The following is a 25344-nucleotide window of genomic DNA, read 5'->3' as shown; positions in this document are numbered from 1 at the left end:
TGCAGCAGGGCTGTTCGCCCGAATCAGGAGCGCGCGGTGATCGAATCGATGGCTTCGCGGGCATCTTCGGCCAGCTGCTGCGGCATCGGCGCGCTCTTGGCCGAGTCGGCTGCGGTCTTCTGCCCCTGGTCGCTGACGACGTACTGGCCGAAGGTCTTGGCCAGTTCCACGGTCTGCGGATCCTCGTAGCCGCTGCAGAACAGCAGGTAGGAGACCAGCACCATCGGGTACGCGCCGGCGGCGGTGGTCTTGCGGTCCAGCTCCAGAGCGATATCGTGCTCACCGCGGCCGTGGACCCGTTCCGATTCGGCCACTGCCTTGGCCGCTGATTCCCCGCTGACTGCCACGAATTCCTCGCCGACCTTCAGCTTCACCTTGCCCAGCGACTTATCCACCAGGGAGTCATCGGCATAGGTGACCGCGCCCACGGCGCGGGTCACGGTGGTCACCACACCGGCATTGCCCTGGGCCTTCTCCAGGCCGGTGGCATCCGGCCAGCCGCCATCCGGCTCGTGCGGCCAGGCTTCGGGAGCAACCGCATGCAGGTACTCGGTGAAGTTCTCGGTCGTGCCCGAATCGTCGGCGCGCGCCACCCCGGTGATCGGCAGGTCGGGCAGCTGGACCTGCGGGTTCAGCTGGGCGATGGCCGGGTCCTGCCAGGAGCGGATCTCACCGGAGAAGATCCTGGCGATCGTTGGGGCATCCATGTTCAATTCCTTGATGCCCGGCAGGTTGAAGGCAATGCTGATCGGGGAAATATACGCCGGGATATTGATCGCGCCCTGCGGGCCGCAGGTCTCGATGGAGCGCTGGACTTCCTCTTCCTTCAGGTAAGCGTCGGATCCGGCGAATTCGGTGCCGCCTGCCAGGAGCCCGGCGCGTCCGGCGCCGGAGCCCACCGAGGCGTACTGCACCTGGACCTGGGGGTGCATGGTGGAGAATTCGGTGGTCCAGGCGTTCATGGCGGAATTCTGCGCGGTTGATCCGCCGCCGGTCAGCGTGCCTTGGAGGCTAGAGCTATTCGATTCAGCGGCCTTGCGCTGCTCTTCTCCCAGCGGGTAGTCCGACCCGCAGCCCGAAAGCAGCAGGACCAGGCCCATGCTGGCAATCGCGGTGAAAGCGGCGGTTCGAGGCAGAGGTGGCCGGGCAGGTCCGGTGGTTCGCAAAACTTCTCCTGGGGTCCAATGTGAACGGCGGGTGTACTTGAAATTCCAGTGAATCATCATCCCTGCACTTTCCGAAATCATTCCCTGGCCACAGCCGATGAATACTCGGCGGGCCCGCGGGCGTTGAACTGTGTTTCCCAGTCTCCTAATCCCCGCCGGTGCCAGTTGCCGAGTCGATAGCAGCGAGGTCCTGCGTCGCCGGCCCCTCCAAAACTTCCCCGGCCGGACTGAACCTGGACCCGTGCAGCGGGCAATCCCAGGATTTCTCCGCGTCATTCCACGACAGCACGCCACCTAGATGAGTGCAGATCCCGGACACCCGGCAGGTGGCCCCGACCATTGTGGACACGGCGACCGGGCGCAGGCCCTCGCGCAGCACCAGACCTTGGCCCTCGGCGGGCGGAGTCCGCTCCTCGCCAAACACGCCGCCTGCATCCTGCGCGGCGCCCTTGCCTGCTTCGCCAAGCAGCGAGCGTTTCCATCCCTCTACGAGTTTTCCAGCAACCCGGGAGTTGATCTTCGCCCCGGCGACCAGGTCGGCCGGGGTGGTCGCGCGCTGCGACAACGCCTGCGTCCAGGCGATATTTCCGCCGAGGATGTTCGCGCTGAGCTGGAGGGCGGCGGCAATCGCATTGGCCATCCCCCACTTGTTGTAGCCCGTGGCCACATGGATGTTCCCTCCCCCGCGGGGCAATTGGCCAACGAACGGAACCATATTGGCCGATCTGTAGTCCTGCGCCGACCATTGGCCGGCGAGTTCGGCCCCGGGGAAATGCCTTCTGGTCCAGATATCCAGGTCCTTGAGCTGGCCGAGCTCGGAGAGCTGCTGGCCCACCGGATGGCCGTTGCCGCCCACCAGCAGCAGCTCCTGCCCGTCGAGAGGAACCGTCCGCAGCGAACGTGCTGGCTGGTCGATGGACAGGTACATTCCCTGGGGCAGCGCACCGGCGGCTGCATCAATTCGATACGCGACCACGTAGGAGCGCGATGGCTCGACTTTGGCGAAATACAGTCCCCGATCCAGGATGGGGATACCCGTGGCCAGGATGACCTGCTGGGCACGGTTCTCGCCTTGGCTGGTATGCACTGTGGCCAGGGCGCCGGCGCTGGCATCACGCACCCTGACGCCATCGACGATTCTGCCCCCGCGCGAGCGCAGGTCGCTGGCCAAGGCCTGGAGCACTTCCATGGGGTTGAATTGCGCCTGGCCAGGCAGGGCCAGCGCCGCGGCCACGGGAAACGGCAATCCGATGTCCGGGCCGCACCAGCTGGCCTCCACCCCGGCGCTGCGGGCTGCCTCGGCTTCCTTCTCCAGACTGGCACGTCCGGATTCGGCTTCGGTGTACGTGTAGGCATCCCGCCGCTGCACGGCGACATCCCGCTCCTCCAGATAGCGCAACAACCACGACTGCCCTTCGAGATTCCCCTGGACATAGGCGTCCACAACCTCTTGGGAACAATGCTCCCGGATCCCGGAGAGCACCGTGCCCTGCAGCAAGCTGAGCTTCGCGGTGCTCGCTCCTGTTGTTCCGGCCCCGGCGAACCTGGCTTCGAGTACCGTGACGCTCAATCCGGCCCGGCTCAGCAGCACGGCGGTGGCCAGCCCGGTCAGCCCCGCGCCTACGACGATGGCGTCATAGGTTGCGCCCGGCTGGAATTGGCCGGTGCCACCGGAAGAACGCTTCGCCTGCCATAACGACTCCATCATCGCTTTCTCCTCTTGCTCAGTTTGCTGCCGCACCCTGATTCCACGGTATGCACAAGCGCCGAGGTTCGGTACGGCCACGAAAAATTAGGCGAATTCACCCAGCTTGGCCAGCAGCCGCGGCCCGCCACGGCCGCCTTGCCGATCCCGGAGGCTGATTTGCGCTGCCGAGGAAACTTAAGTGATAATGATTCTCATTATGACTCTTGAAGAGCCCGGGCTCGCCCGCCAGCCCCGCGCCCCACTGCCGCCCAGCCCGGCCTTGTGCCTGCGTAACGCGCGCCTGGGACTGCCCGGCGCCGCCAGCCCGCTGCTCGACGTCGAGGAGTTCATGCTTCTTCCCGGCGAGCGCGTGGTCATCACCGGCCCCTCGGGTGCTGGCAAGTCGCTGCTGCTGTCGATGATCACCGGGAACTGGGCACCCGGACTGGAATTCACCGGAACCCGCACTCCCGGATCAACGCGCATCGGCTACATCCCGCAGCGCGGCCAGGACGCCCTGCATCCGCTGCTGCCGCTGGGACGGCAACTGCGCAAGGCCACCGGCGCCAGCGCGCAGCAAGTCCGCGGCATCCTGCAAGACGCCGGGCTGGGCGATCCGCAGCTGCTCGCACGACGTCCCGCAGAACTCTCCGGAGGGCAAGCACAGCGCGCCGCCATAGCCCTGGCCGTGCTCAGCCAGGCCCCGGTGATCCTTGCCGATGAACCGACCAGCGCCCTGGACCACACCGCCCGGGACCTCATCCTGGAACTGCTGGGCACCCTGCTGGGCCAGCAGCAGGCCCTGGTGCTGGTCACCCACGACGCGGCAGTTGCCCAGGCGCTGGCCACCCGGCACCTGGTCCTGGACTCCGGGAAGATCGCCAGCACCAGCGCGCCCCGGCTGGAACGGGTACCGGCTTGAGCATCCCCGCCTTGGAAGTATCCGCGCTCAGCGCACTGCGCGGGCACGGCGCAGCCCGCCGCCTGGTCCTGGAGCCCCTTGGCTTCACGCTGGCCCCGGGCGAATCGGTGGCCGTCACCGGGCCATCCGGCGCCGGAAAATCCACCCTTGCCGACATCGTGCTGGGCCTGGAACTGCCGGACTCCGGAGAAATCCGCGTGCTGGGCCAGCACTGGAGCGCACCGAAGCGCAGCCACGCGCCAGCACGCCGCCGGCTGGTCCAGGGCGTGCCCCAGGATCCTGCCGCCGCCTTCGTGCCGCGCTGGAGCATCCGCACCTCGCTGCAGCAGGCCATCCACCGGCTGGCTCCCCCAGCCGGCCCCGGAACGGGCATCGACCGGGCTGCCGAGCTGGCGCAATTCGACACGGCACTGCTGGATCGGCGCCCGCACCAGCTCTCCGGAGGACAGTTGCAGCGGGCCGCGCTGGCCCGCGCCGTGGCAGTGAACCCCTCGGTGCTGGTGGCGGACGAGCCGACCAGCGCCCTGGATCCGGACACCGCCCAGGCAGTCGCCGGCCAGCTGCTCTCCACCGCCGCCAACTCGGGCATTGCCTTGCTGCTGATCACCCATGACCCGCAGCTGGCCGCGCAATGCTCGCGCTCCATCGCCATCCGCCCACCGTCCCGATAACCCGCCCACCAGCTGATCACCCATCACCGATCACCCATCCCCAAGGACCTCGCACCCATGAATCGACCCCGCCCCAAGACCCTGGCTTTGCTCACCATCCCGCTGGCCGGGGCACTTGCCCTCAGCGGCTGCTTCTCCGCGGCCGCCGAGCAGGCCGGAAGCACCGACCGCATCTCCGTAGCCCACATGCAGCCGCCCCGCTCCGGGCTCAGCCCGCTCAGCGACGACGCGTTCAAGCTCTCGCGCTGGTCCACCGCCGAAACCCTGGTCAATCTCGACGCGTCCGGGGACGCCCAGCCGGCATTGGCTACCAGCTGGGAACGCAGCGGCGAGCTAGCCTGGGACTTCGAGATCCGCGAAGGCGTCAGCTTCCACAACGGCCAGCCGCTGACCGCCCAAACGGTGGCGAACTCCTTGCAGCGGGCCATCGACTCGACCCCGGTGCCGCGCATCCTGAACGGAACCGCATTGAAGGTCGCGGTGCGCGGGGAGCACGGACTGCGGATCACCACCGCGGACCCCGACCCGCTGCTGCCCCAGCGGCTCTCCAGCCCGCAGCTGGCCATCTTCGCCGCCGAAGCCTACACCGCCAACGGGGTGGATCCGGCCGGCCACGGCACCGGCCCCTTCCAGATCGTGGACGTAGACGGGATTTCCGGGGCCACCCTGGACCGGTACGAGGGCTACTGGGGCGAAAAGGCCGCAGCCTCGGGCATCGACGTGAAGTTCGTGCCCGATGGCACCGCCCGCGCCGCCGCGCTGCGCACCTCGGAAGCAGATGTCATCGAGGCCATCCCCGCCGGGCAGGCCGCCACGGTGGACCAGGAGCTGCTCACCGAAGTGCCGATGCCGCGCACCAACACGCTGTACCTGAACACCGAGAAGGGCCCGTTCGCCGACCCGGCGGTGCGCGCCGCGGCCCGCGAAGCCATCGACCGGGCGGCCATCGTGGAGTCGGTGTACGAGAACCGCGCCGATATAGCCGAGGGCCTGCTCGGCCCGGCCCTGCCCTACGCCGCCGGGCTGCGCGATTCTGGAGAATACCGGCAGCTGCTGGCCCAGCGTGCCGAACCAGCCAAGGTCAAGGACGTGGAAATCACCCTGGGCACCTTCACCGACCGCGCCGAACTGCCAGAAGTCGCGGTGATCCTGGAGCAGCAGCTGGAAGCGGCCGGATTCATCGTGAAGCAGGATGTGCGCGAATACCAGTACATCGAGGCCGACGCACTGGACGGCGCCTTCGATGCCTTCATCCTCTCGCGCGCCACCGTGCTGGATTCCGGGGACCCGGTCGCGTACTTCGCCTCCGACTTCACCTGCGAAGGCGGCTTCGCCATCGCCCAGCTCTGCGACAAGGACGTGGACCAGGCCATCGCCCGGGCCTCGGAAACCGAAGCCGGGGAACAGCGCCAGCAGCAGATCATGCTGGCCGAAGCCCGGATCCTGGGCACCGACGCGGCCATCGCGCTGCTGCACGAACGCGTGATCCAAGGCGAGGGCCCCGCCGTGCGCGATGCCGCGCAGGATCCGCGCGAACGCGAGCTGATCACTGCGCAGACCCGCCTGGACAGCGAGCAGGAGCCGCAACGCTGATGAACTGGTTCGCCCTGAAGGCGCGGCGCCTCTCCTGGCCGTCCTTCGCATCCTGCCTGCTCAGCGCGCTGGCCCTGCTGCTGGTAGCCGGCGCGCTGCCCTGGCTTTCGCGCACGGACCCGGCCGCCGCGGTGCTGCGCGCACGCTATGCCGAACTGGAACCCACCGAGCAGGCGTTGGCCTCCGTGCGCGCGCAGCTGGGCCTGGACCAGGGCCCGCTGGCCACCAGCCTGCACTGGTGGTCCGGGGTGCTGCACGGGGATCTGGGCAGCTCCTGGGTCAGCGGGGCAGAAATCGCTCCCGGCGCCTGGCGGGCCCTGTCGGTCTCCGCCACGCTCACCGCCTTCGCCACCATCATCGCGCTCGCCGTGGCCTTCGCCCTGGTGCTGCCCGCCGCGCTGCGCGTGCTGCGCAACCGGCAGCATTTAGGTTCCGGGCCGCTGGGCGTGGCGCTGACCGCCTTGCCCGAATTCCTGCTGGCCAGCTTGCTGCTGGTACTGGTGGCGGTGCAGCTGCAATGGCTTCCGCCCTACGGGTGGACCGGGCTGGACACCGCGATCCTGCCCGCGCTGGCCCTGGGCATCCCGGCCGGCGGATTACTCGGCCGGCTGCTGGCCGACGCCATCGCCTCGGTGGCCGCCGAACGCTGGGCCGGGATCTGGCACCTGGCCGGAGCTCCGGCGCCGGCCATCCTCTCCGGGGTGCTGCGCCGGGCCGCCGCGGCAGTCATCGACCAGCTCGGCCTGGTGTTCATCGGCTTGCTCGGCGGCGCCGTGGCCGTAGAGCAGGTCTTCGCGGTGCCCGGACTTGGCCGCTATCTGCTCGGGGCGGCCAATGCGCAGGATATTCCCGCCTTGCAGGCCGGGCTGCTGCTGATGGCGGGATCGGCGCTGCTGATCGGAATGCTCACCGCAGCGGCCCGGCGCGCGCTGCGCGGCGGCGCCCTGCCCGCAGGATCGCTGCCAGCCCCGCCCGAGGCGCGCGGCAACGGCAGGATCCAGCGCTGGACTGCGGCGATCACCTGCACCGCGCTGCTGGCCATCCTGGCTTTCGGACTGCCGCGCGACCCCTACACCCTTGCCTTCCAGAGGCTGCAAGCCCCGGGGGCCGGTTTGCCATTCGGCGCCGATTCCAGCGGACGGGATCTGCTGGCCCGCGTGGCCCACGGAACCTTGGGCACGGTAGGCCCGGCGCTGGTGATCGTGGCCTGCGCAATCCTGATCGGCCTGCTGCTAGCGGCAGCAGGCGAGATCTCGCGCGGGCCGGCGGTAATTGCCAACGCGACTCCGCCGATTCTGGCCGGGGTGGTCATCGCGGCCCTGCTGGGCCCGTCGGTGGGCGGTGCGGCGCTGGCCGTGCTCTGGGTCAGCTGGCCTCCGCTGGCCACGCATGCTGCCTCGCTGCTGGACGAAGCCCGGGCCATGCCGCATATCCGCTGGCTTCCGCTCTCCGGGGTGCCGCGCGGCCGGATCTGGGTCCAGCATCTGCTGCCCGCGGTGCTTCCGGCCCTGCTGAGGCACGGGATGCTGCGGCTGCCCGGGGTGGCACTGGCCTTGGCCGCCCTCGGCTTCCTCGGGCTCGGCGCGCAGCCGCCCACCCCGGAGTGGGGCCTGCTGCTGGCCGAAGGCATCGGCTATGTCGAGCGGGCTCCGTGGACTGCCATCGCCCCGGCCACCGCGCTGGTGCTCACTTCCGTGTGCGCGGTGGCGCTCGCCGGAATCCCGGCGCCGCAGCGTACCGGCACCCGAGGCGCGGCAGCGCAGCAGGATTCGGCGGCCGGGAACACTCCGGTGCCGGTGAGCTGAAAGCGGGCCTAACCCGGCCTTGAAGAGAAGAAATGGAGCCTGGGGCAACGCGGGATATTGAACTGAGTTCCGAAAGTTGGACTAGCTAAATAATAGGCCTGCTTCAGGCTGCAAGGGTATGGCATCGATATTCCATCGGCGCCATGCCCTTCAGTCGTTCCTGACGTCGATTCGTGACTCTTCTATATCTTGTCAAGCCGTTTCTTGAACCCTTCTTTCCTAAGCCGAGACCGTCAGGATTCTGAACACTCTGCGGGCCAGATAACGCTTGACGCACCGTCGGATCTCCTTGTCGGTTTTGCCCTCGGGCCGACGTTTCTCGACGTAGTCGCAGGTCTCTGAGTCATAGGTCATTCTGGTCATCGCAGCCATGTGCAGGGTGCTGTTGAGCCTCCTATCGCCGCCTCGGTTTAGCCGATGCCGCACAGTGTTCCCTGATGATGCGTGGATGGGGTTTACACTGGCCAAGCAGGCGAAGTCAGCGTCGCTATGGACCCGTCCTCCGTGTGACCATGCCACGAGGCATTTCGCCGCAGCCACTGCCCGGAATCCCTTTTCCTTGAGCAAGGGTGCGGTCTCGCTGACCTTGACCAACTCGTCAAGCTTCTGTTTGTTGGACTTCAGTTGCCCATCCAGATCCTGAATATGCTTGGCCAGACGGGCCGCTTCGGACCGGGCGATATTCAACGCCAGTTCTTCCTCGCGCTCACGCCACCGGGAGATCTCCTCGATCTGCACCGCAGTGAGCTTCCTGCGTGCATCGATTCCGAGGTCGTTGCTTCGCGCCAAGGCATTCAAAGCGTTGATCGAACGGGTGCGGCCCTTGGACATGGATTCGCGAGCGGTCACTAGAATCCGTAGACCCTGGCGGATCCCTTCATTCAGGCGGGGACGGCGCAAATTTTCCACCGTCAACGGCAGCACGGCCATGGCCATCCGGTGGGAGTCCAAGGCGTCTGATCTTCCGACGCCGCGATTCTTCTTCGCATCCATGCGCGGTGCCTCTGCGATGGAGAATCCATGAGCAGCCACGATGCCTGTGAGGATCGCCCCGTAGGTCGCTGCGCCCTCGATAACCCAGAGAGTGTCGGCATCGGCGTTGGTTCGACGGGCAACCCATTTGATGGCGCGGTTGATGCCGGTTGCGGTGGTGGGGAACGATTGCGTATCCAGCAATGCGCCGATGCTGGAATCAAGGATTGCGTAGACGTGGTTTCGTGCGTGGGTGTCGACACCTACGACAAATGGGTGGCAATGAGAGACGATAGACAAAGCGGTCACCGTGCTTTTCCTTTTGTGATGGACATGATTGGTGGCCGTCATTGGCCGGTGCCAGTCCGGGTAGGAATCACGACGGAACAGAACTGTGAGGGGTCACACCCGCGAGGGTGGACAATCTTCTAATGAAGCTACCGCAGTGGGCCGGACAGGTACAAAGGTTGTTGACTTTTACAGTCCAACTTTTGGGGAGCAGTTCATATTCCGCGCTGCCCCAGGCTCCATAGAATTTTCCGGGACTATCGCCCCATCGCCAAGCTGGCCTAGTGGACGGCCATTTCGCTGTTGCCGTGCAGTATTCCGGTGGGTAATCCCAGGCTCACCGGCTGCGGCGTATCCTTCACTTGGGGTTTCCAGCAGCCGGCGGGCGGCGGCATCAATGTTGAAACGCCATGGGGAGAACAGCTTGATGTGGGCCCGCCCTCTTTACCCTGTCCTGACATCTATGCCAGGGGTCGTTGTCAGGACCGCCGCGATTATCATCGCCGAGACCTCCGGCAAAAACTTCGCCAGCACCGCGGCACTGGCCTCCTACGCTGGACTAGCGCCAACCACGAGGCAGTCGGGAACTTCAATCAAGTCCGAGCGCGTCAGCCATTCAGGTAACAAGCGGCTCAAGCGAGTGCTCTTCCTCTCGGCGTTCGCCTCCATCCGCTTTGATCCGATAAGCCGAGAATACTATGACCGGAAACGAGCCCAGGGAAAATGCCGCAACCAAGCGTTGATCACGTTGGCGCACCGACGCCTCACGGTCTTGTTTGCCATGATCCGGGACGGGTCGCTCTATGACATTCCGGAGCTGAAAATTGCTTGACTCAGAACATAGGGGCACCCCCGAACCAGTCCACGTTCCACCAGGCCACCCACCACAGCGCTGGTGTTGCTTTGGCGCATACCCAATTGTGCTGCCAAGGCTGTCAGCGTCATACCAGCGTCGCTGTGGATGCTCAGGATCGCCGGCATTGCCGAGGCAGGGAGCGGTTCAAACACAGCTAGGGACGGAAGAGTCCGGTTGATGGTCCGAGACAGGTCATGCAGGTGGCCGGCTTCCAGCAATGCCGAGATTTCTCTCTGGGTCAGGCCTCGTATTGCCGCGTTTTGAGCATCGCTAAGTCAATGACGAGCATTTCATTCAGCTCCAATCGTCGTGCTGATCCCGCATTAATAGTTTGCTCCAGTGAATCATGCAAAGTCTTGGCATGGTCATGCTTCCCAAGGAAGTTCAACATTGGTGTACATACCTTCTAACGGAGCTGGCACGCACTTCCGAAAAAGTCACTCGGTCCAGGCCTGCGGCGAGCGCCGTATCCCGCATTTAAAGTTCCACGATCCACAGGCTGTACCGGGCGCGCAATGGTCTCCCCGCAGCCGACACGATGTGTGGAGACCATTGGTGCAATCGTTCGCGTGGCATCACTTCGGAGTCCGCAGCCCTCGGATGCTCCTGCCATCAGGAAACCCTTGAAGTTGACACGAAAAGGCGCAAGTTGCTGGTGAACCAAAACGTGGTTCACCAGCAACTTGCGCCTTGGTTGTACTCAGCGGTGTCGGCGTCATGCTCTGGCACAGGCTAGGACATGGCCGCCTGTCTCTCCTGAGCAAAGCGGGCGTATTGCCGCAACAACTCAGGATCGTCCACTGCGCCGAGATCCGCAACCATTTCCAGATGTGCTCCTTGCACAAGCCGCTTGACCGGCACCTCGAGCTTCTTCCCGGTGCGCGTATGCGGAATTCCCGGCATGAAGACAATCTCGTCGGGCAGGTAGCGCACTGAAAGATGCTCGCGGATAGATTTGGTAATCGCCTCGTGGCCGGCCTCCGGTGTGGTCCCCTCGGCCAGCTGGACGAACAATGGCATGTAGTAATCGGTGCCCAACTCGGCTCCAACCACCAAGGCCTCGGCGACTTCTGGCAGAGCTTCAACCACCGCGTAGATGTCCGCCGAACCGAGACGCAGCCCATTGCGGTTCAACGTCGAGTCCGAACGTCCGTGGATCAGGATCCCGCGTTTGGTGAATTCGATGAAGTCCCCATGGCGCCACATTCCTGGATAAATCCCGAAGTAGCTCTCATGGTAGCGGCTGCCGTCATCACCCCAGAAGCTCAGCGGCATCGAAGGCATTGGCGCGGTCACTACCAGCTCGCCCTTACCTGTGGTCGGGTTGCCCGCTTCGTCCCAGGACTCCACACGCACCCCGAGAGCCGGAGCCTGGATGTAGCCAACGTGCACCGGAAGTGTCGGGGATCCTCCAACAAAGATGGAGGCGATGTCGGTGCCTCCGCTCATGGAGGCCAGCCAGATATCACCCACATGAGAGTAGACCCAGCGATACCCGTCGGCCGAGAGCGGTGAACCGGTAACCTGCAGGGATTTCAGCGCGCGCAGGTCGTGCTCGCGCATCGGCACCAGCTCGGTCTTCGCGCAGGAGTGGACGAATCCTGCGCCTACGCCGAGCACGGCAACCCGTTCGGAGGCGGTGATCTGCCACACCCGATCGAGCGACGGGAAAGTCGGGTTTCCGTCGACCAGCACCGCCGTTGCCCCGACACCCAGAGCGGAGACGATGGCATTCCACAGCACCCAGCTGGTCGAGGCCACGTTCAAATAGCGGTCCCCGGGACGCAGGTCCGAGTGGATGAGGAGCATCTTCATTTCCTCAAGCAGCGCCCCTCCGTGCCCGTGCAGGATACCCTTGGGGATGCCTGTGGTCCCGGAGGAGAACAGGACCCACAGCGGGTGGCTGAACTCGACGTCTTCGAAAACAAGTTCCGCCGGCGTTGACACCGCCTGCGCCCAGTGCACGGCGGGGGCCTGAGTGGGAACGGTCGGCACAGAGGTATGGCGGTCCACCCAGATCACGTGCTCTACGGTGGGCAGCTGGGCAAGGATTTCCTCCAGTTCCGCGCGGCGATCCCGATCCTTGCCGCCGAGCATGTAGCCCGGCGCCGCGATGAGGACCTTGGGATCAAGCTGGGCGAACCGGGAAACGATCGCGCCTGGCCCGAATTCCGGTGCGCAGACAGACCACACGGCACCGAGCGAGGCAGCAGCGAGCAGTCCGGTCACGGCCTCCGTGACGTTCGGCAGGATTGCCACGACCCGGTCCCCGCGGCCCACGCCGCGGGAGCGAAGGTGCGCGGCCAGCGCGGCTACCTCGTGCCGCAACTGCTCGAAGGTGACCTCCTGCCGGGTTCCGTCTTCGCTGATGCCAATCAGCGCGAGGCCCTCGTGGCGTTCCAGCAGGTGCCGGGCGAAGTTCAGCGTGCGTCCAGGGAACCAGCGCGTGTGCGGCATCGGATCGCTAGTGCGCACAGGCCCTGCAACTCCGCCGAACTCGACACCGGCAAACTGGGCGAAAAGTTCCCAGAACCGTTCGGGCTCATCCACCGACCACGCCCACAGTTCGTCGTAGCTGGTACCGGTGTTGATACCTTGCTCGCCGACGAAGGCCGCGAAGCGGCCCACTGCGGTCTGCACAGCGTCTTCAGGCGCCGGTTGCCAGATCACTTCGCCGTCTGCGGCACGGGCGTCGGTGATCATGCGCTCTCCATGGATCGGGCGGCAGCCTGTCGCTGCTCGGCGATCTGCGCAGCGGATTGCGGTTCGGTTCCGATGAGGACAAAAAGGACCCGGGCCGTTTGCTGCGTGCGGTTGGACCAGGCGTGGCTGGTAGCGCGCTGGATTGCGACGTCTCCGGCCCGCATCGTGGCCTCCCCCTCGTCAACCAGGAGAGTGATTTCTCCTTCCAGAACTACCGCGTAATCCAAGGATTCGGTGCGGTGGAACCAGAAGTGCTTTCCCCCGCTGCGTTCGGCACCCGCATCGGCTTCTTCGTGACCATCCAGCTCGTCAAAAATCGCCGAGTTGGCATCCTTGGGGTACACAGAATCTGGCGGAAAATCTGCGATCCGCATAATCGTCTCTCCCGGAGCCGGGAAACTTGGAATCTCGGTGTCGGCACCGGCCATGTCAGTGTCGCTGACGTGGTCGATGATACCGGCCTTGGTCATCCACGGAACAGTGGCTCCAAAGCCTGGAATCGTGTCCGAGGAGAAATGGTGCGGTGCGTCTGCGTCCGACAGGATGACGGCGAGACCTTGGTCATTGTGTCCGGTAACTACCCGGCGAACTGGTGGGCGGGACATTACGCGACCCAGTTTTCGTGCGGGTACTGGCGTGGTTCTGGCCACCAAGGGGCCTTTTCGCGTTCGGCCGAGATTGGGGTTCGCAGCGTGCCAACGCCCTCTAGCTCGAGCTCAATGACGTCGCCCGGCTGCAGGAACGTGCCGATTTCAACGCCCGCGCCGAATCCCATGGTGCCGGAACCGATGAGGTCCCCTGGCTGCAGGCGGTCCGAGATTGAAACATAAGCAAGAAGTTCTGCTGGGGTGTAGACGAAGTCCTCCACCTTGGTCTCGGAAAGTACCTTGCCGTTGACCCGGACCTGGCCTTTGAGGCCTTCAATGGATTTGATTTCGTCCATTGTGGTGACCCATGGACCGATGCCGTAGCCGAAGTCCTTGCACTTCTGCGGGCCCATGCCGATGGGCATTTCCGCGCCCTGGATGTCGCGGGCGCTGAAGTCGTTGAAGACGGTGATGCCGAAGAGATGGTCCATCGCGTTATCCGGCGTCAGGTTGCTGCCGGACTTTCCCACGACATAGCCAATCTCCAGTTCCCAGTCCAACTGTTCGGTGAAATCCGGGTAGGGCAGTTCCTGGTTATGTCCGTAGGACATTGCAGTGGTGCCCTTGAAGAAGCCCGGGCGGTCATAGATCGAGCGTGCCGGCTGCGACTTGGCAACAATCCGGTGGAAGTTCTGGATGTGCTTCTCAAAGGTCAGCCCGTCACGGATGACCGGGGAGTCAACGGCCGCGCGCCAAGAGACTTCATCAATGGCAAAAGAAGCATCATCGGCTGCAGCCAAGGCGTCGTGTGCTGCGTCAAGGAAGATGGAACCTCCCCCGATTCCCGCGGCCAGGCTTCCGGAAAGCACCGCCAGAGCAAGTGCTCGGGCGCGCTCTGGTTCGGCACCTTTGCGCTGCAAGGTCAGTGCATAGGCCCTTGCCAGGTCGATAACTCGGCCTGAGTCCGGCTCGGCGGCAACCAGGCGAATCTGTTCGCCATCGGGGGTGTCTACTGCAATGCGTCCAAATTTCATGGTTTCTCCTGATTAGTAATAGATTCGATACGTACAGTATCGCATTGTGCTTAGGGAAATGCAATGCTTCAAAAACTCATGGATCAGCTGGCCCGCAGCAGCGGCCCGGTTTCGCACAATTCCGCCAGCGGCTTGCGGCCTGAGAGCATTCCCAGTCCACGGCGAATCTGCGTAAGCAGCTCCCGGCCTATGGGATCCACCGTTAATCTCCTCGCCCGCGCAGCCCATGCAGTTGCCGCGGCGGCCTGATAGCCATGACGCTCAAGGAGCGCTACGCCGGCTTGCGCGTCCATCGATTCACCGGCCGCGGCACCGCGTGCCAGCGCACCCAAGTATCCGGTGAGCTCCTCGGATCCCAATAACTCAGTACGCACCACCAGACCTTGGCCCGGCAGCTGCGGCAGAAGTTCGTTCACCTCCGACACACAACTCATACCGGCTTGCTCAGCAAGCTTGTCGAATGGCGGACCGAGCAGACTCGCGTCGATTTCTTTAGCCAGCAGTGCTTCAAATCGTTCGCGTACCCCGCCGATCACCACATAATCCACGTCGATTCCTGCGCCGCCCAGCAGATGCCGTGCAAGCAGGGCAAAACCGTTATCCGGGGCGTCCACGGCGAACCTGCATCCAGCCAGATCCGCCATAGTTGCCATCTCGTCACGCGCATAGATGCCCAGCGGGGTGGTCGCCTCGACTTGAGCAATGAGACGCACGTCGGCACCGGCCCGGTCCCATTCGAACAAGTTGTCCATGGCGGTGATGGCCACATCGATGGTGCCGTCCAGCAGCCCGGCGAGCTGCTCCGCGCTGGAGATGGTCCGGGTGGACTGCACCTCAATCTTTTCCAGGAATCCCAGCTCGGCCGCCAGCAGATAGGGTACCGGCGGTACGAAGTGGCTTTGGCGCAGTATCACCAGGCGGCCCCACCGGCTGCGGCAACCGCGGCCGGACGGTCTGCGTACCAGGGAGGCAGCTGCCCGGAAGGGCCGCGGACCGTCGAGCGCTGGGTGCCGAGACTGGTGATCTCCGCTTCCATCACATCTCCATCGCGCAGGAATCGGCCCCAGTGCGATCCGTTGCCCGCAGGCGAACCGGTGATCAGCACATCCCCGGGCTGCAGTACTGCAACCGAGGATGCGTAGGCGATCAGGCTCGGGATGTCGAAGAGCAGGTCATCGGCCAGGGCATCTTGCATCAGCGTGCCATTGAGGCTCAACTGGATTCGCAGCTTTGCCGGGTCCGGCACATACCGCTTCGGCACCACATAGGGACCAGTGGGGAAGAATGTCGGCCGGTTCTTCGACCGGAACCAGTCGGTACCCATCATCGCGATGTCGGTGCGCGGCACGAGAGCGCGCGAGGTGACATCGTTGACGATGGTGTACCCGGCGACGTAATCCATGGCATCTGCTGCCGCAACCCGGTGCGTCTTGCGGCCGATGACCACACCTAGCTCCAGCTCCCAGTCGACGTTGCCGCCGACATCGGGCAATTGCACGTCGTCATAGGCGCCGCAGACAGCCGAGGGTATCCCGGTCCAGACATATGGATCACCTGTACGGCCGCGTTCATCGATTTCGGCCGCGGCGTCGGCCGCCAATTGATTCTCGTCGGCACCTTCTTTCCCCAGCTTGTGGGCAACGCTCATCTGAATGACGTGCTCACGATAGTTGGCCCCGGCGGCGATAATGGTGCCCACCGGCTGCACCGGTGGGTGCACCTTCAGGCCCTTGAGCGCACGGCCGCCGGCGGCGGCCGTGTCAAGCTGCTCGAGCGCATCCAGGTGGGAATCCCACTGGGCGAAAAGATCCCCGATCCGGGTGATGCCCGGCAGCACGCTGCGCAGGTCCACGACCCGGTCCCCAAAGACGGCCCCGGGAAATTGCTCCGTGCCATCTTCGAAGGTGCCCAGCTTAAATCCGCTGATGCGAGTTTCCCTCATGAGTCCCCCATGTTCCATGATGTTCTTGCCTATACCGGTGGCGGGACGAAAAGACCCTTGTCCTTGTCGTTGAACATTTCCTTGGCAATGAATTCATCCATGTCCCCGCCGGTGCCCCACTGGTCCGAGGTCATCGGATCAGAAGTGTCGTAAATGCTCGGGTGCCAGGTGTCCTCATCGATCGAATCAAGTTCGGTGGTGAATTCCATGGTGTTGCCGTTGGGATCATGGAAGTAGGTGAAGGTGTTGTCCCCGGCGCTGTGCCGTCCCGGACCCCAGATCTTCTTGAATCCCGAACGCAGCAGCTTGCCGCTACCGCGCATGTACTCGTCGATCCCGCGCAGTTCGAAGGACGCGTGCTGCAGCGAGGCGTGCGGGCCGCGGGCAATGGCAATGGAGTGGTGCTGCGAGTTGCATCGCAAGAAGTAGAACAGATCCCCCATGTGCGGGTGGTTCAGCGTGTCCGAGAGCCGGAAGCCCAAGTGCTGCTCATACCAAGCGAGCATCTTCTCCGGTTCCGGCGAGTTGAGCACCACGTGGGATAGGCGCACCGGGATGGCTTCGCGTTCCTCGATCTTGCGGTGCTTGCGCACCTCGACATCCGAGGAGACCTCGATGGTTCGTCCTTCCAGGTCGAAGAAGCGGAAGCCGTATCCCCCGCCAAGCGTTTTGAGGTCATCGGGTTCGCCGATGAGCTTGACCCCTTTGGCAATGAGGTCAGAGGCAAGCTGGTCCACCGCGGCATTGTCCGCAGCGCCGAACGCGACCATGTCAAGACGCTTTTCTTCGGCCTCGCGCACGCGGACCGAGTATTGTTCCGGGGACCCCTCGGCGGCAAAGTACGTGACTCCGCCGTCGTCCTGCATCTCGGTCAATCCCCAGTGGTTCTTGTAGAAGTCAACCTGTTTTTTGTAATCGGGCACCGCGATATCGAAGTGGCGCAGGTGTGTGATTGGACTGAAGGCCATGATGTTCTCCTGTAATTCTTTCCGCCTGGGCGGAGGTGTGTCTTGAGAATTTTTGGGCTAGAGGTTCGCCGGCACGTCGTGGCCGACCTTCGGGATGCTGGCAGCGATGCGTTCGAGTGCTTCGGGGGTATCCCCGAGGCCCAGGATGTAGCGGTCCGGACGGACCACCACGACCTCGGCGCTGGCGGCCTCAAGAATCCGGCCGACCTTGGCAGAATCGAACAAGACGACAACAAAATCGTTGTCCTCGAGCTGGCTGCGCAGCACAGCCGGCACGGCGGAGTAGATCTCTGGGGTTGTTGCCACCAGGAAGCGGGAACCGACCATGTCATCCAGGCGCACCCCGTCGGCGAGGATCGGCTGCGTGGCCAGATGTCCGGCGCGGCTGTCGATTTCCCCCTCGTGCAGGCCCGGTCCCAGCGGGGGTGCGACGGGTGCCGAGGCCGCGGGATTTGCGCGGATGAAGGCATCGCGCTGCTTGGCGACTTCGGCATCGGTGGTCTGCAGGAAGCCCGCGGCATTGGCAGCCTGCTCCACCCAGAACCGTGCGTGCGGCAAGCGTTCTGACTCGTAGGTGTCAAGCAGGCTGTCATCGGCAGCGCCGCGCTTGACTGCGTCCAGCTTCCAGACCAGATTGGCGACGTCGCGCATTCCGGCACACAGGCCCTGCCCGAAGAGCGGCGGAGCCTGGTGGGCTGCGTCGCCGGCCAGGAAAATGTTGCCGGCACGCCACCGCTGGGAAATGCGTCCGCGGAATGTGTAGGTCGCCAGGCGGTCTGCAGTGAATTTACCTGCCGGCAGCACGCCGCGGCTGAGGCGCTCGAGGCCCGCCGGAGTAGTAATTTCCTCGGGGTCATCCCCCGGCATGAGCATGAACTCCATGCGCACACGTTTGCCGGGGAGCCGTATCCACAGCGCAGGGCGGCTATGGTGGCCCAAGAAGATCATGTCCGAGGACAATCCGGGGCTGTCTTCAAGGATCCCATCGGCGACCAGCCACTGCGCATCTTCGCCGATTTTTTCGGTTTCGATGTTCAGCGCTTTGCGGCTCTGCGAGCGGGCCCCATCAGCTGCGATGGCCCAACGGGCCCGGATCAAGGATTCTTCGCCGTCCGCGTTCTGCACCGCAACTTCGACGCCTTCGCCAACATTGCGCACTGAAAGCACCGTCATGCCGCGGCGCAGCTCAACGCTTGGCAGCTCCTCTACGACCTCATGCAACAAGCATTCGATCTCAGGCTGGTGGAAGGTCAAATCGTCGTGCCATCCCTGCGCCCCGAGCTGGCCGGTTGGCACGGCAATCAGAACTTCGCCCGCCTCGTTCTCGATATGCATCGAGGCCATCGGCAATGTGGCCTTGGCGAAGCGCTCTGCCACTCCCAAGGATTGAAGAGTACGGAAGATCTCTCCATCAAAGTGCACGGCGCGTGCCGTCGGCCACGCCTGAATCTCGCGCTCTACTCCGACGGCACTAAGGCCGGCGCGGCCCAGCAAGGCCAGGGCAGTAACGCCCACCGGTCCACCGCCAACCACCACCACGTCAACTTCAACGATCTTTGCCATCCTGCTCCTTCAAGTTCAGTACGTATCGTTTCGAATAAATGTAACACCGGTCACGACCGCACACAAGTGGCTAGGCCGGCAGGACGCCACGAAGCTCCTATCTAGGCCTTCCATACCGTTTTGAGGTTGCAGAATTCGCGAATTCCTTCGGCGGCGAGCTCGCGGCCAAAGCCCGAGCGCTTAATGCCACCGAATGGCAGCTCTTGATTTGAGACCGTCATCCCGTTGATGAACACCGCTCCTGCCTCGAGCCGCTCCAGGAACCACTGCTCTTCGGCGGCATCATTGGTCCACAGCGCACTCGAGAGGCCAAAGGCGGTCTGGTTGGCAACCTGCAGTGCCTCTTCCCGATCCCGGACCCGGTATAGCGAGGCAACCGGACCAAAGGCTTCCTCCTGGACCAGCCGCATGTCGTCAGTCAGCCCGGCAATTACCGTAGGCAGGTAGAAATATCCTTCACCCTGCGGGGCAGAGCCCCCGACCAGCACCTGCGCACCCAAGGCCACCGCATCATCCACGAGACCTGCCAATTCATCGCGTCCATCGGCGGTGGCCAGTGGCCCAACTTGCGTCGCCGGATCCATTGGGTCGCCCACCACGAGCTGGCCCATCAGCCGGGCAAATTCGGCAGCAAATTCGTCATAAACATCGGTATGCACAATAAAACGCTTCCCTGCGATGCAGGATTGGCCGTTATTGCTAATCCGCGCCCTCACTGCAGTAGCCGCCGCAGCAGGAACGTTGGCCGAATCCATGACAACAAACGGATCCGAGCCACCCAGTTCGAGCAAAGACTTCTTCACATGATCCGCAGCAATCGAAGCCACCGAACGCCCTGCAGGTTCGGAACCGGTCAGGGTCACGGCCTTAACCCGCGGATCCGCGATAACCGGGGCGACCGCGCCGCCACCGATGAGCAGTGTGCGGAATGACCCCGCAGGGAAGCCCCCTCGTTCAAAGAGAGTGTCCAGGTAGATTGCCGACTGTGGCACATTCGAGGCATGCTTGAGCAGACCAGTATTGCCCGCCATCAGCGCAGGAGCCGCGAAGCGTATGACCTGCCAAATGGGGTAGTTCCACGGCATCACAGCAAGCACGGCGCCTAACGGCTGATAAGTAGTCCACGCTTTTGAAGCGCCAACAACCGACGGGTCTTCCAAAGGAGCATCAGCCAAGAATTTTTCGGCATTCTCGGCATAAAAATGCATGGACGCCGCGGACTTGCGCACTTCGGCGAGCGATTGCGCGATGGGCTTGCCCATCTCCAGAGTGATCAGCCTTCCCAGCTCTTCGGCTTCAGCTTCCAGGAGCCGGGCGGTTGCTTTCATCCATTCGGCCCGCTGCGCGTAGCTGGTTCCACGCAGGATTTTGGCTGCTTCGTCGACATTGGCGATGCGGCGCTCCACTTCTTCGGTGGAGTGGGCTTCAAAGACTTGTTCGGTGACGCCGGTGGTTGGATTCACTGTTGAGATTGCCATGGTTTTCAATTCCTTTGCTGGGGTAAGTTTTCGTCATTTTCGAAAACCTGTTGCTCCGAGTATATGAGATACGATTCGTATCGGATAGTATCTACCCTAGCGCCATGTGATGTGGTGCACACGATTGAGCATGCTTCGTCGTGTTCCAGACTTTCAAAGGAGTGAACGCCCGTGAGTGCAGAAGGAAATCTGCCGCAGGACCTTCCGCTGTTTTTGACCGACGCTGATGTCGCTCACCTCTCGGATTGGCCCAGTGCTATTGAGGCAATTCGCGAGGCCTACAGCACCGACAATGACGAGCTGCGAACCCCGGGACGAATTTTTGCGCAGTCCCCGCAAGAGTGGTTGCGCATCATGCCTTCGGCCCCTGCCAGCGGCAAGGTTTTTGGAGCTAAGTCCATCGCCGGATCTTTCACCGATGGGCTCACCGTCAGCTACCTGATCTCCTTGTTCGATAAGAACACCGCAGACTTGGTGGCACTGATAGACGGCAACCGGGTAACCGGTTTGCGCACCGCCTCAACCACCGCTGTTGGAGTTTCCACTATCGTGCCGCAGTGCGCATTGCGCGTAGGCATTATCGGCTCGGGATTCGAGGCCCGCTCCCACCTCACCGCCTTCTCCCACCTGATGAAGTTCGCAGATATCCGCGTGTTCAGCCCCACTGTGGCCAACCGCGAAGCTTTCGCGAAGGATTTCGACGGTGTTTTTGACGCTCCGGCACACGCTGTCAACTCGGCTCGCGAGGCTGTCGAAGGCGCGGACCTGATCCTCTGCGCCGCACGCTCGCGCGATGAATCGCCCACCGTGCAAGCCGACTGGGTTGGCGCCAACGCTTCGGTTGTCTCCATAGGCTCTACTACCCCGGCCCAACGTGAACTACCAGTCGAACTGATTGGCCGGGCAAGCACCATCGTCGTGGACACCTATGAAGAGGTAGTCCATGACAGCGGCGACATGATCGCCGCGCGCGCGGCCGGAATCGATGTAGACGCCGTAGTGCTGCCATTGCAAGCTGCGCTGAGTGCTGAGAACCAGATCGACACCGAGACGGGGATCAGGATTTACAAGTCCACGGGCTCTGGCCTGCAGGACATTGTTGTCGCTGAGATGCTGTTGAACCGAGCACGCGCAGAGGGTGTAGGAACGGTCATGCCCGTCGGCATCGTCACAAGCCGTAAATAACTAACTTTTAACACACCAACCCACAAATAAGGAGTACCTCATGGTGGATTACACCAAGTCCGAAGCTCGTTCCTGGGCCCGCGAGAATTTCACCGGCACCGTCGCGGTAACCCATCCTTCTTTCACGCCAGATTTTTCTGCAATCAATGAAAACGCAATTCGCCATGACATCCTGCTGCTCAAGGAACGCGGTTACGCCGGTTCGCTGATTGTGGCCGAAGCGAATGTGACTCCAGAAGAAAACGCACGGATCACCGCGATTGCCCGCGAAGCGGCCGGTCCGGACTTCGCGTTGTTCTTCCACGCGATCTTCGGCACCTTGGAAGAGAACATTCACGCCGCAAATCTGGCCGAAGCCGCGGGCGCAGACCGCACGCTGCTTGCCTACCCAGCGTCCTTCTGGCCAACAAATTATGATCAGGTGTTCGACTACACCAAGAAGTTCACCGATGAAACGAACATGGCAGCCATGCTCTTCCCACTGCCAGCATGGGGATTTGAACGCATCCACCCGGCTGGCATGAGCGTTGAGTTTGTACGCCGCATACTGGACGCGATGCCAAGCATCGTGGCGATCAAGGCAGAACAGGGTTACCCAGGCATTCCTGGAGTCATGGAGATGTACCACCACTTCCGTGACGAGGTCGTCATCTCCTGCCCCATCGAAGCCGAAATCATTCCGCTGATGTCCGTCTTGGACATGCAGTTCTCCGGTACTGCGAATACCAACTGGATGGGTGACTACTACCCACACGCGTTCGAGCTGGCCCGGACCGGCAAGTGGGAAGAAGCCATGGAACTGTACTGGAAGGTCCAGCCAGCTCGCGCGGCAAACGGCGCAGTTTCCGCGACCTCCACCCCGGGTACCAATATGATCAACCGCACCCAGTGGAAGTACCAGGAATGGCTTTCGGGCTTCAATGGCGGTGCACTGCGTCCACCTGCAGCCAAGCTTCCTGACCGCTTCATGAAGCAGCTACGCGCAAGCCTGGAAGCTTCCGGCCTTCCGGTCACCGACTCACCGGATGAAGAATTCATGCGCGGACGCGTCTCCGCCTAACAGCCAGCGCACTGCAGCACGAGGGTTCATAAGCCCCCTGAGGAAACGCAAACCAGCTCTTTGGATTGCATACTTCCCCAGGGGGCTTTCAGTGCGTGGCAGCAACACATGGCTCAGGCCGGAACACCGTTTTTGCTATGCCTGATGCGCGTAGCCATGCGCGCAAAAAGACTCCCGTTGCAGCGAAGTATCGTGAAGATATTTCGCCGCAACGAGAGCCTCAAAGCTCGCTCGGACTATGCGCCATTGATCAGTGGGTCAGTCCCCCACGCTTTGCAATGGTGTTTTTCTTTTCGGTCCTGGTTTGGCAGCGTTCGAACCATCAAATGCTTCTTCCGCTGCTTGGAAGTGCCGGGACTGCTGACGCAATCCAGCCAACGCGCCAAGCAGGACCCCGATGGGCAATAACAGCACCAAAAAGATACCAGACAAGCCCATACCGGTGGCGATCAGTGTTCCTCCAACTACCCCGCCTGTCGCGGAGCCGAGACGGCCACCGAATTCAGTGACTCCCATGCCCAAGCCACGCGCGCTCTCCGGGAAGCTCATGGCCGCAAGAACTCCACGAGTTGGCCCGAAAGCACTGGGCAAAATAAATCCGGTAATACCGAGAATGACTAGCAACGAACCAAAACTTGGTTCACGAACCACAGAAACCACCAGCGCCATTACCGCGGCCAGACACAAAGCACCACCAATCACCGTGAATCGGGAGCCGCGTGCCAGGAGCAACCCCAGCACGATACTTCCCAGCACGCTGGTGAACCCATAGAGGCCCACAATGGTGCTGCTTTGCACCGTGTCCAAACCAGGAACCGGCAACTGCAACAGTGTAGGCAGATACTGTGCAATGAGCAGCTGAGTGCCCAACGAAAAGAAGCCAAAGATCCACAGCAGCAAAGTGGTGGTCACAAACTTCTTCCCCAGCGCAATGCGGACCGAGACCCGATCTTTTGCTAGCACTTTCACCGGTATAGTCCCAGCCAGCTTCGCCGCACGGCGCGCCGGTGACTCGGGTACTACGAAGGCCAGTACAACGATAATCACCAGGGGAATCACGCCGCCAACTATCAGCAGCGCCCGCCATCCTACGGTGGGCAGCAGGAAGCCTGCGAGGGTGGCGCCAACGGTGGTTCCCAGTCCAACACCGGCATAGGCCGCTGCGAGCAGGGCGGCCCGACTACGTGCCGGAACCAGATCCGCCAGCAAGGTGTTGCCGGAGGCCATCGCGGCACCCATTCCTACACAGCCAAGAAGACGCCAGATGACAAATTGCGTAAAATCTGCGGACGTACCTCCCAGCGCGGTGGCAGAGCCGAAAATAACGACACTGAGGATGAGAATAGTCTTGCGTCCCCACCTCACTGATAAGGCACCGGAAATAATGGCGCCCAACCCCATCGCGAGGAATCCCACGGCGACGACGAAGGCGATGCCGCCGCCCACCGAAACTCCCCAATCTTTGATGAGCGTGGGGAAAACGTGGCTGACTATCGTCACGTCCATGCCGTCAGTCAACAGCACCAGCGTAATCATCGTGAAGTAGAGCCAGTGGCGCCCAGTCAGACGCTCACGGGGTGCATGCGCAGCAGGCACAACATTTTCAGTGTCGTGATTCATGCCTAGTTCGCCTTATTTGCCGGGATTCGAGAAGAACTGGTCAAGCTTCTCGGTGGGCAGATAGTCATCCGGGCTTCCGGCCAGGTCGGTCAGATCGCTAGGTTCCCACGTGGCGTCAGCAACCTGCTCAAGGTTCTCGCGCGTCACAAGCACCGAAGGCTCCACAATCTGGTTGATCTTCGGACCTTCACCCTTCAGAATGCGCAAGGCCACCTCAACGGAAACTTCGCCGGTGCGAACTGATGGAGTAGTGGTTCCGAAGTATGGGTACTCGGGATTGGCCAAGGCCCAGGAGGCAAAGCCCTGGCTTGAACCGTCATCTGCAATCGGTGGAACGTCCATGCCAGCTTCTTCAAAGGCATTGCGAATACCAACACCCATGGTTCCGGCCTGCATGACCGCATCAACGCCCGCCGGGTTAGTGGCAAGGAACTTCTGTACCTCAGCCTGCGCGGTGGCCGGCTGGAAGAATCCGGTCACCGAACCAACGACCTTTACATCCGGGCAAGTTTCCAAAATGGCGTCCATGCCAATATCGGCCAAGGTGGAGCTTGGAATGCCTGGGATACCGGCAACTCGAAGCACGTCGCCCTTGCCCCCAATGGAACGCATAGTTCCTGCGGTGACTTCGGCAATCGCCAATGGGGCGTTGCGCGTTACGGTGACAGCATATTCGGAGTCGATAGGCACCTGGGCGGCAACCAACGGGATACCTGCATCGAAGGCCTGTTTTGCCAGTGCCACCGATGGTTCCGGAGCAATGGCTGTATAGATGATGACATCCGGCTTCAGTGCTAGGGCCTCATTGAACTGCTGGAGTTGCAGTGGCACATTGGAGGGATCATCAGGAGCAAATTCGCCGAGGATCTCAATGTCTGCCTTCTTCAGGCTTGTACGAATCGACTCGGACATAGAGGCAACAAATGGGCTGGCAGGTGGCATTCCCACCACGGCGGCGGTGAAGCCCTCGGTCTTCTTTGATTTGTAGTTGGCCCACGCCGACGTGCGCACCTCGTCCGGATGCAGGGAGTACCCCTCAGCGATTTCTGGCGAGAAATCTTTCAACAGGCCGTTTGGATCATTGGCCGCACCTTTGGGAACCGAACCACATGCGCCGTCTGCGACAGGCCCGGATTGGTTGCTTGCTGCCGCACCGTCGGCGGCAGGATCCGCACTGGTGCCTCCCGCACAACCCGTCAATGCCAGGGCACTAATTCCCAGAATCGCTGCCCCAAGCTTTGAGA

20 protein-coding genes and 1 pseudogene are annotated in these 25344 nt (G+C 62.8%); 7 read left to right on the top strand and 14 right to left on the bottom strand.

Going from position 1 to position 25344, the window contains the following annotated elements:
- Window positions 1–23: 23 nt before the first annotated feature.
- Window positions 24–1100 carry a phosphate ABC transporter substrate-binding protein PstS gene (pstS, locus tag ACIOJF_RS08680; protein WP_365945430.1) on the bottom strand — a complete coding sequence of 359 codons (1077 nt, stop codon included), beginning with the start codon at window positions 1098–1100 and terminating at the stop codon, window positions 24–26.
- A 211-nt stretch (window positions 1101–1311) separates the two neighbouring features.
- Window positions 1312–2874 carry an FAD-dependent oxidoreductase gene (locus ACIOJF_RS08675; protein WP_402741495.1) on the bottom strand — a complete coding sequence of 521 codons (1563 nt, stop codon included), beginning with the start codon at window positions 2872–2874 and terminating at the stop codon, window positions 1312–1314.
- 196 nt (window positions 2875–3070) lie between these two features.
- Between ACIOJF_RS08675 and ACIOJF_RS08670 the strand changes: the two genes are divergently transcribed.
- Genes ACIOJF_RS08670 through ACIOJF_RS08655 form a run of 4 tightly spaced genes read left to right on the top strand, consistent with a single transcriptional unit; the run spans window position 3071 to window position 7844 of the window.
- A complete protein-coding gene (locus ACIOJF_RS08670) occupies window positions 3071–3775 on the top strand; it encodes an ATP-binding cassette domain-containing protein (protein WP_105658745.1) in 705 nt (234 codons plus the stop codon).
- The gene (locus tag ACIOJF_RS08665) at window positions 3772–4446 is read left to right on the top strand and encodes an ATP-binding cassette domain-containing protein (RefSeq protein WP_402741494.1); all 675 of its coding nucleotides are present in this window, start codon (window positions 3772–3774) and stop codon (window positions 4444–4446) included. The genes ACIOJF_RS08670 and ACIOJF_RS08665 overlap by 4 nt, the downstream gene beginning before the upstream one ends.
- Before the next feature lie 57 nt (window positions 4447–4503).
- Complete coding sequence (locus ACIOJF_RS08660; protein ID WP_402741493.1) at window positions 4504–6039, top strand: ABC transporter substrate-binding protein; 1536 nt, start codon at window positions 4504–4506, stop codon at window positions 6037–6039.
- The gene (locus tag ACIOJF_RS08655) at window positions 6039–7844 is read left to right on the top strand and encodes an ABC transporter permease subunit (RefSeq protein WP_402741492.1); all 1806 of its coding nucleotides are present in this window, start codon (window positions 6039–6041) and stop codon (window positions 7842–7844) included. Before ACIOJF_RS08660 ends, ACIOJF_RS08655 begins: the two co-directional genes overlap by 1 nt.
- Before the next feature lie 219 nt (window positions 7845–8063).
- On the opposite strand, the gene ACIOJF_RS08650 is transcribed toward ACIOJF_RS08655, so the two are convergent.
- Window positions 8064–9125 carry an IS110 family transposase gene (locus ACIOJF_RS08650; protein ID WP_402741491.1) on the bottom strand — a complete coding sequence of 354 codons (1062 nt, stop codon included), beginning with the start codon at window positions 9123–9125 and terminating at the stop codon, window positions 8064–8066.
- 412 nt (window positions 9126–9537) lie between these two features.
- Between ACIOJF_RS08650 and ACIOJF_RS08645 the strand changes: the two are divergent.
- Window positions 9538–9936 (top strand): annotated as a pseudogene (locus tag ACIOJF_RS08645) (transposase); the annotation flags it as partial.
- On the opposite strand, the gene ACIOJF_RS08640 reads toward ACIOJF_RS08645, so the two are convergent.
- The 9 genes from ACIOJF_RS08640 to ACIOJF_RS08600 form a co-directional block, all read right to left on the bottom strand.
- Entirely contained in the window at window positions 9906–10085 is a 180-nt protein-coding gene (locus ACIOJF_RS08640) for a MarR family transcriptional regulator (protein ID WP_402741642.1), read from the bottom strand. The pseudogene ACIOJF_RS08645 and the gene ACIOJF_RS08640 overlap by 31 nt on opposite strands.
- Before the next feature lie 607 nt (window positions 10086–10692).
- Window positions 10693–12663: an acetoacetate--CoA ligase gene (locus tag ACIOJF_RS08635; RefSeq protein ID WP_105658740.1), complete on the bottom strand. Its 1971-nt coding sequence runs from the start codon at window positions 12661–12663 to the stop codon at window positions 10693–10695.
- Window positions 12660–13268 carry a cupin domain-containing protein gene (locus ACIOJF_RS08630; protein ID WP_105658739.1) on the bottom strand — a complete coding sequence of 203 codons (609 nt, stop codon included), beginning with the start codon at window positions 13266–13268 and terminating at the stop codon, window positions 12660–12662. Before ACIOJF_RS08630 ends, ACIOJF_RS08635 begins: the two co-directional genes overlap by 4 nt.
- The gene (locus ACIOJF_RS08625) at window positions 13268–14284 is read right to left on the bottom strand and encodes a fumarylacetoacetate hydrolase family protein (RefSeq protein WP_402741490.1); all 1017 of its coding nucleotides are present in this window, start codon (window positions 14282–14284) and stop codon (window positions 13268–13270) included. The genes ACIOJF_RS08630 and ACIOJF_RS08625 overlap by 1 nt, the downstream gene beginning before the upstream one ends.
- 83 nt (window positions 14285–14367) lie before the next feature.
- Entirely contained in the window at window positions 14368–15198 is an 831-nt protein-coding gene (locus ACIOJF_RS08620) for an ABC transporter substrate-binding protein (RefSeq protein WP_402741489.1), read from the bottom strand.
- Complete coding sequence (locus ACIOJF_RS08615) at window positions 15195–16226, bottom strand: fumarylacetoacetate hydrolase family protein (RefSeq protein WP_402741488.1); 1032 nt, start codon at window positions 16224–16226, stop codon at window positions 15195–15197. Before ACIOJF_RS08615 ends, ACIOJF_RS08620 begins: the two co-directional genes overlap by 4 nt.
- A 29-nt stretch (window positions 16227–16255) precedes the next feature.
- Window positions 16256–17194 (bottom strand): VOC family protein, encoded by a 939-nt coding sequence (locus ACIOJF_RS08610; protein ID WP_105658735.1) that lies wholly within the window; start codon window positions 17192–17194, stop codon window positions 16256–16258.
- A gap of 57 nt (window positions 17195–17251) precedes the next feature.
- Window positions 17252–18757, bottom strand: coding sequence for a bifunctional 3-(3-hydroxy-phenyl)propionate/3-hydroxycinnamic acid hydroxylase (locus tag ACIOJF_RS08605; protein ID WP_105658734.1), 1506 nt, complete (start codon window positions 18755–18757; stop codon window positions 17252–17254).
- Window positions 18758–18858: 101 nt separating this feature from the next.
- Window positions 18859–20235, bottom strand: a complete 1377-nt coding sequence (locus ACIOJF_RS08600) for an aldehyde dehydrogenase family protein (protein WP_402741487.1) — start codon at window positions 20233–20235, stop codon at window positions 18859–18861.
- A 171-nt stretch (window positions 20236–20406) separates the two neighbouring features.
- On the opposite strand from ACIOJF_RS08600, the gene ACIOJF_RS08595 reads away from it, so the two are divergent.
- Window positions 20407–21420, top strand: coding sequence for an ornithine cyclodeaminase family protein (locus tag ACIOJF_RS08595; RefSeq protein WP_402741486.1), 1014 nt, complete (start codon window positions 20407–20409; stop codon window positions 21418–21420).
- A 40-nt stretch (window positions 21421–21460) separates the two neighbouring features.
- The gene (locus ACIOJF_RS08590) at window positions 21461–22480 is read left to right on the top strand and encodes a dihydrodipicolinate synthase family protein (RefSeq protein ID WP_402741485.1); all 1020 of its coding nucleotides are present in this window, start codon (window positions 21461–21463) and stop codon (window positions 22478–22480) included.
- Between the two features lie 258 nt (window positions 22481–22738).
- Here the strand turns inward: ACIOJF_RS08590 and ACIOJF_RS08585 are convergent, their stop codons facing one another.
- Together ACIOJF_RS08585 and ACIOJF_RS08580 are read right to left on the bottom strand one after the other, a co-directional pair.
- Window positions 22739–24100 carry an MFS transporter gene (locus tag ACIOJF_RS08585; protein ID WP_402741484.1) on the bottom strand — a complete coding sequence of 454 codons (1362 nt, stop codon included), beginning with the start codon at window positions 24098–24100 and terminating at the stop codon, window positions 22739–22741.
- 12 nt (window positions 24101–24112) lie between these two features.
- Entirely contained in the window at window positions 24113–25165 is a 1053-nt protein-coding gene (locus ACIOJF_RS08580; RefSeq protein ID WP_402741483.1) for a substrate-binding domain-containing protein, read from the bottom strand.
- Window positions 25166–25344: the final 179 nt, after the last annotated feature.

It is taken from the genome of Glutamicibacter sp. NPDC087831 (genome assembly GCF_044742845.1).
In the GTDB taxonomy this organism is placed as follows: Bacteria; Actinomycetota; Actinomycetes; order Actinomycetales; family Micrococcaceae; genus Glutamicibacter.
Note: the sequence above shows the minus strand (reverse complement) of the source record. Positions and strands in the feature narration are given on the sequence as shown.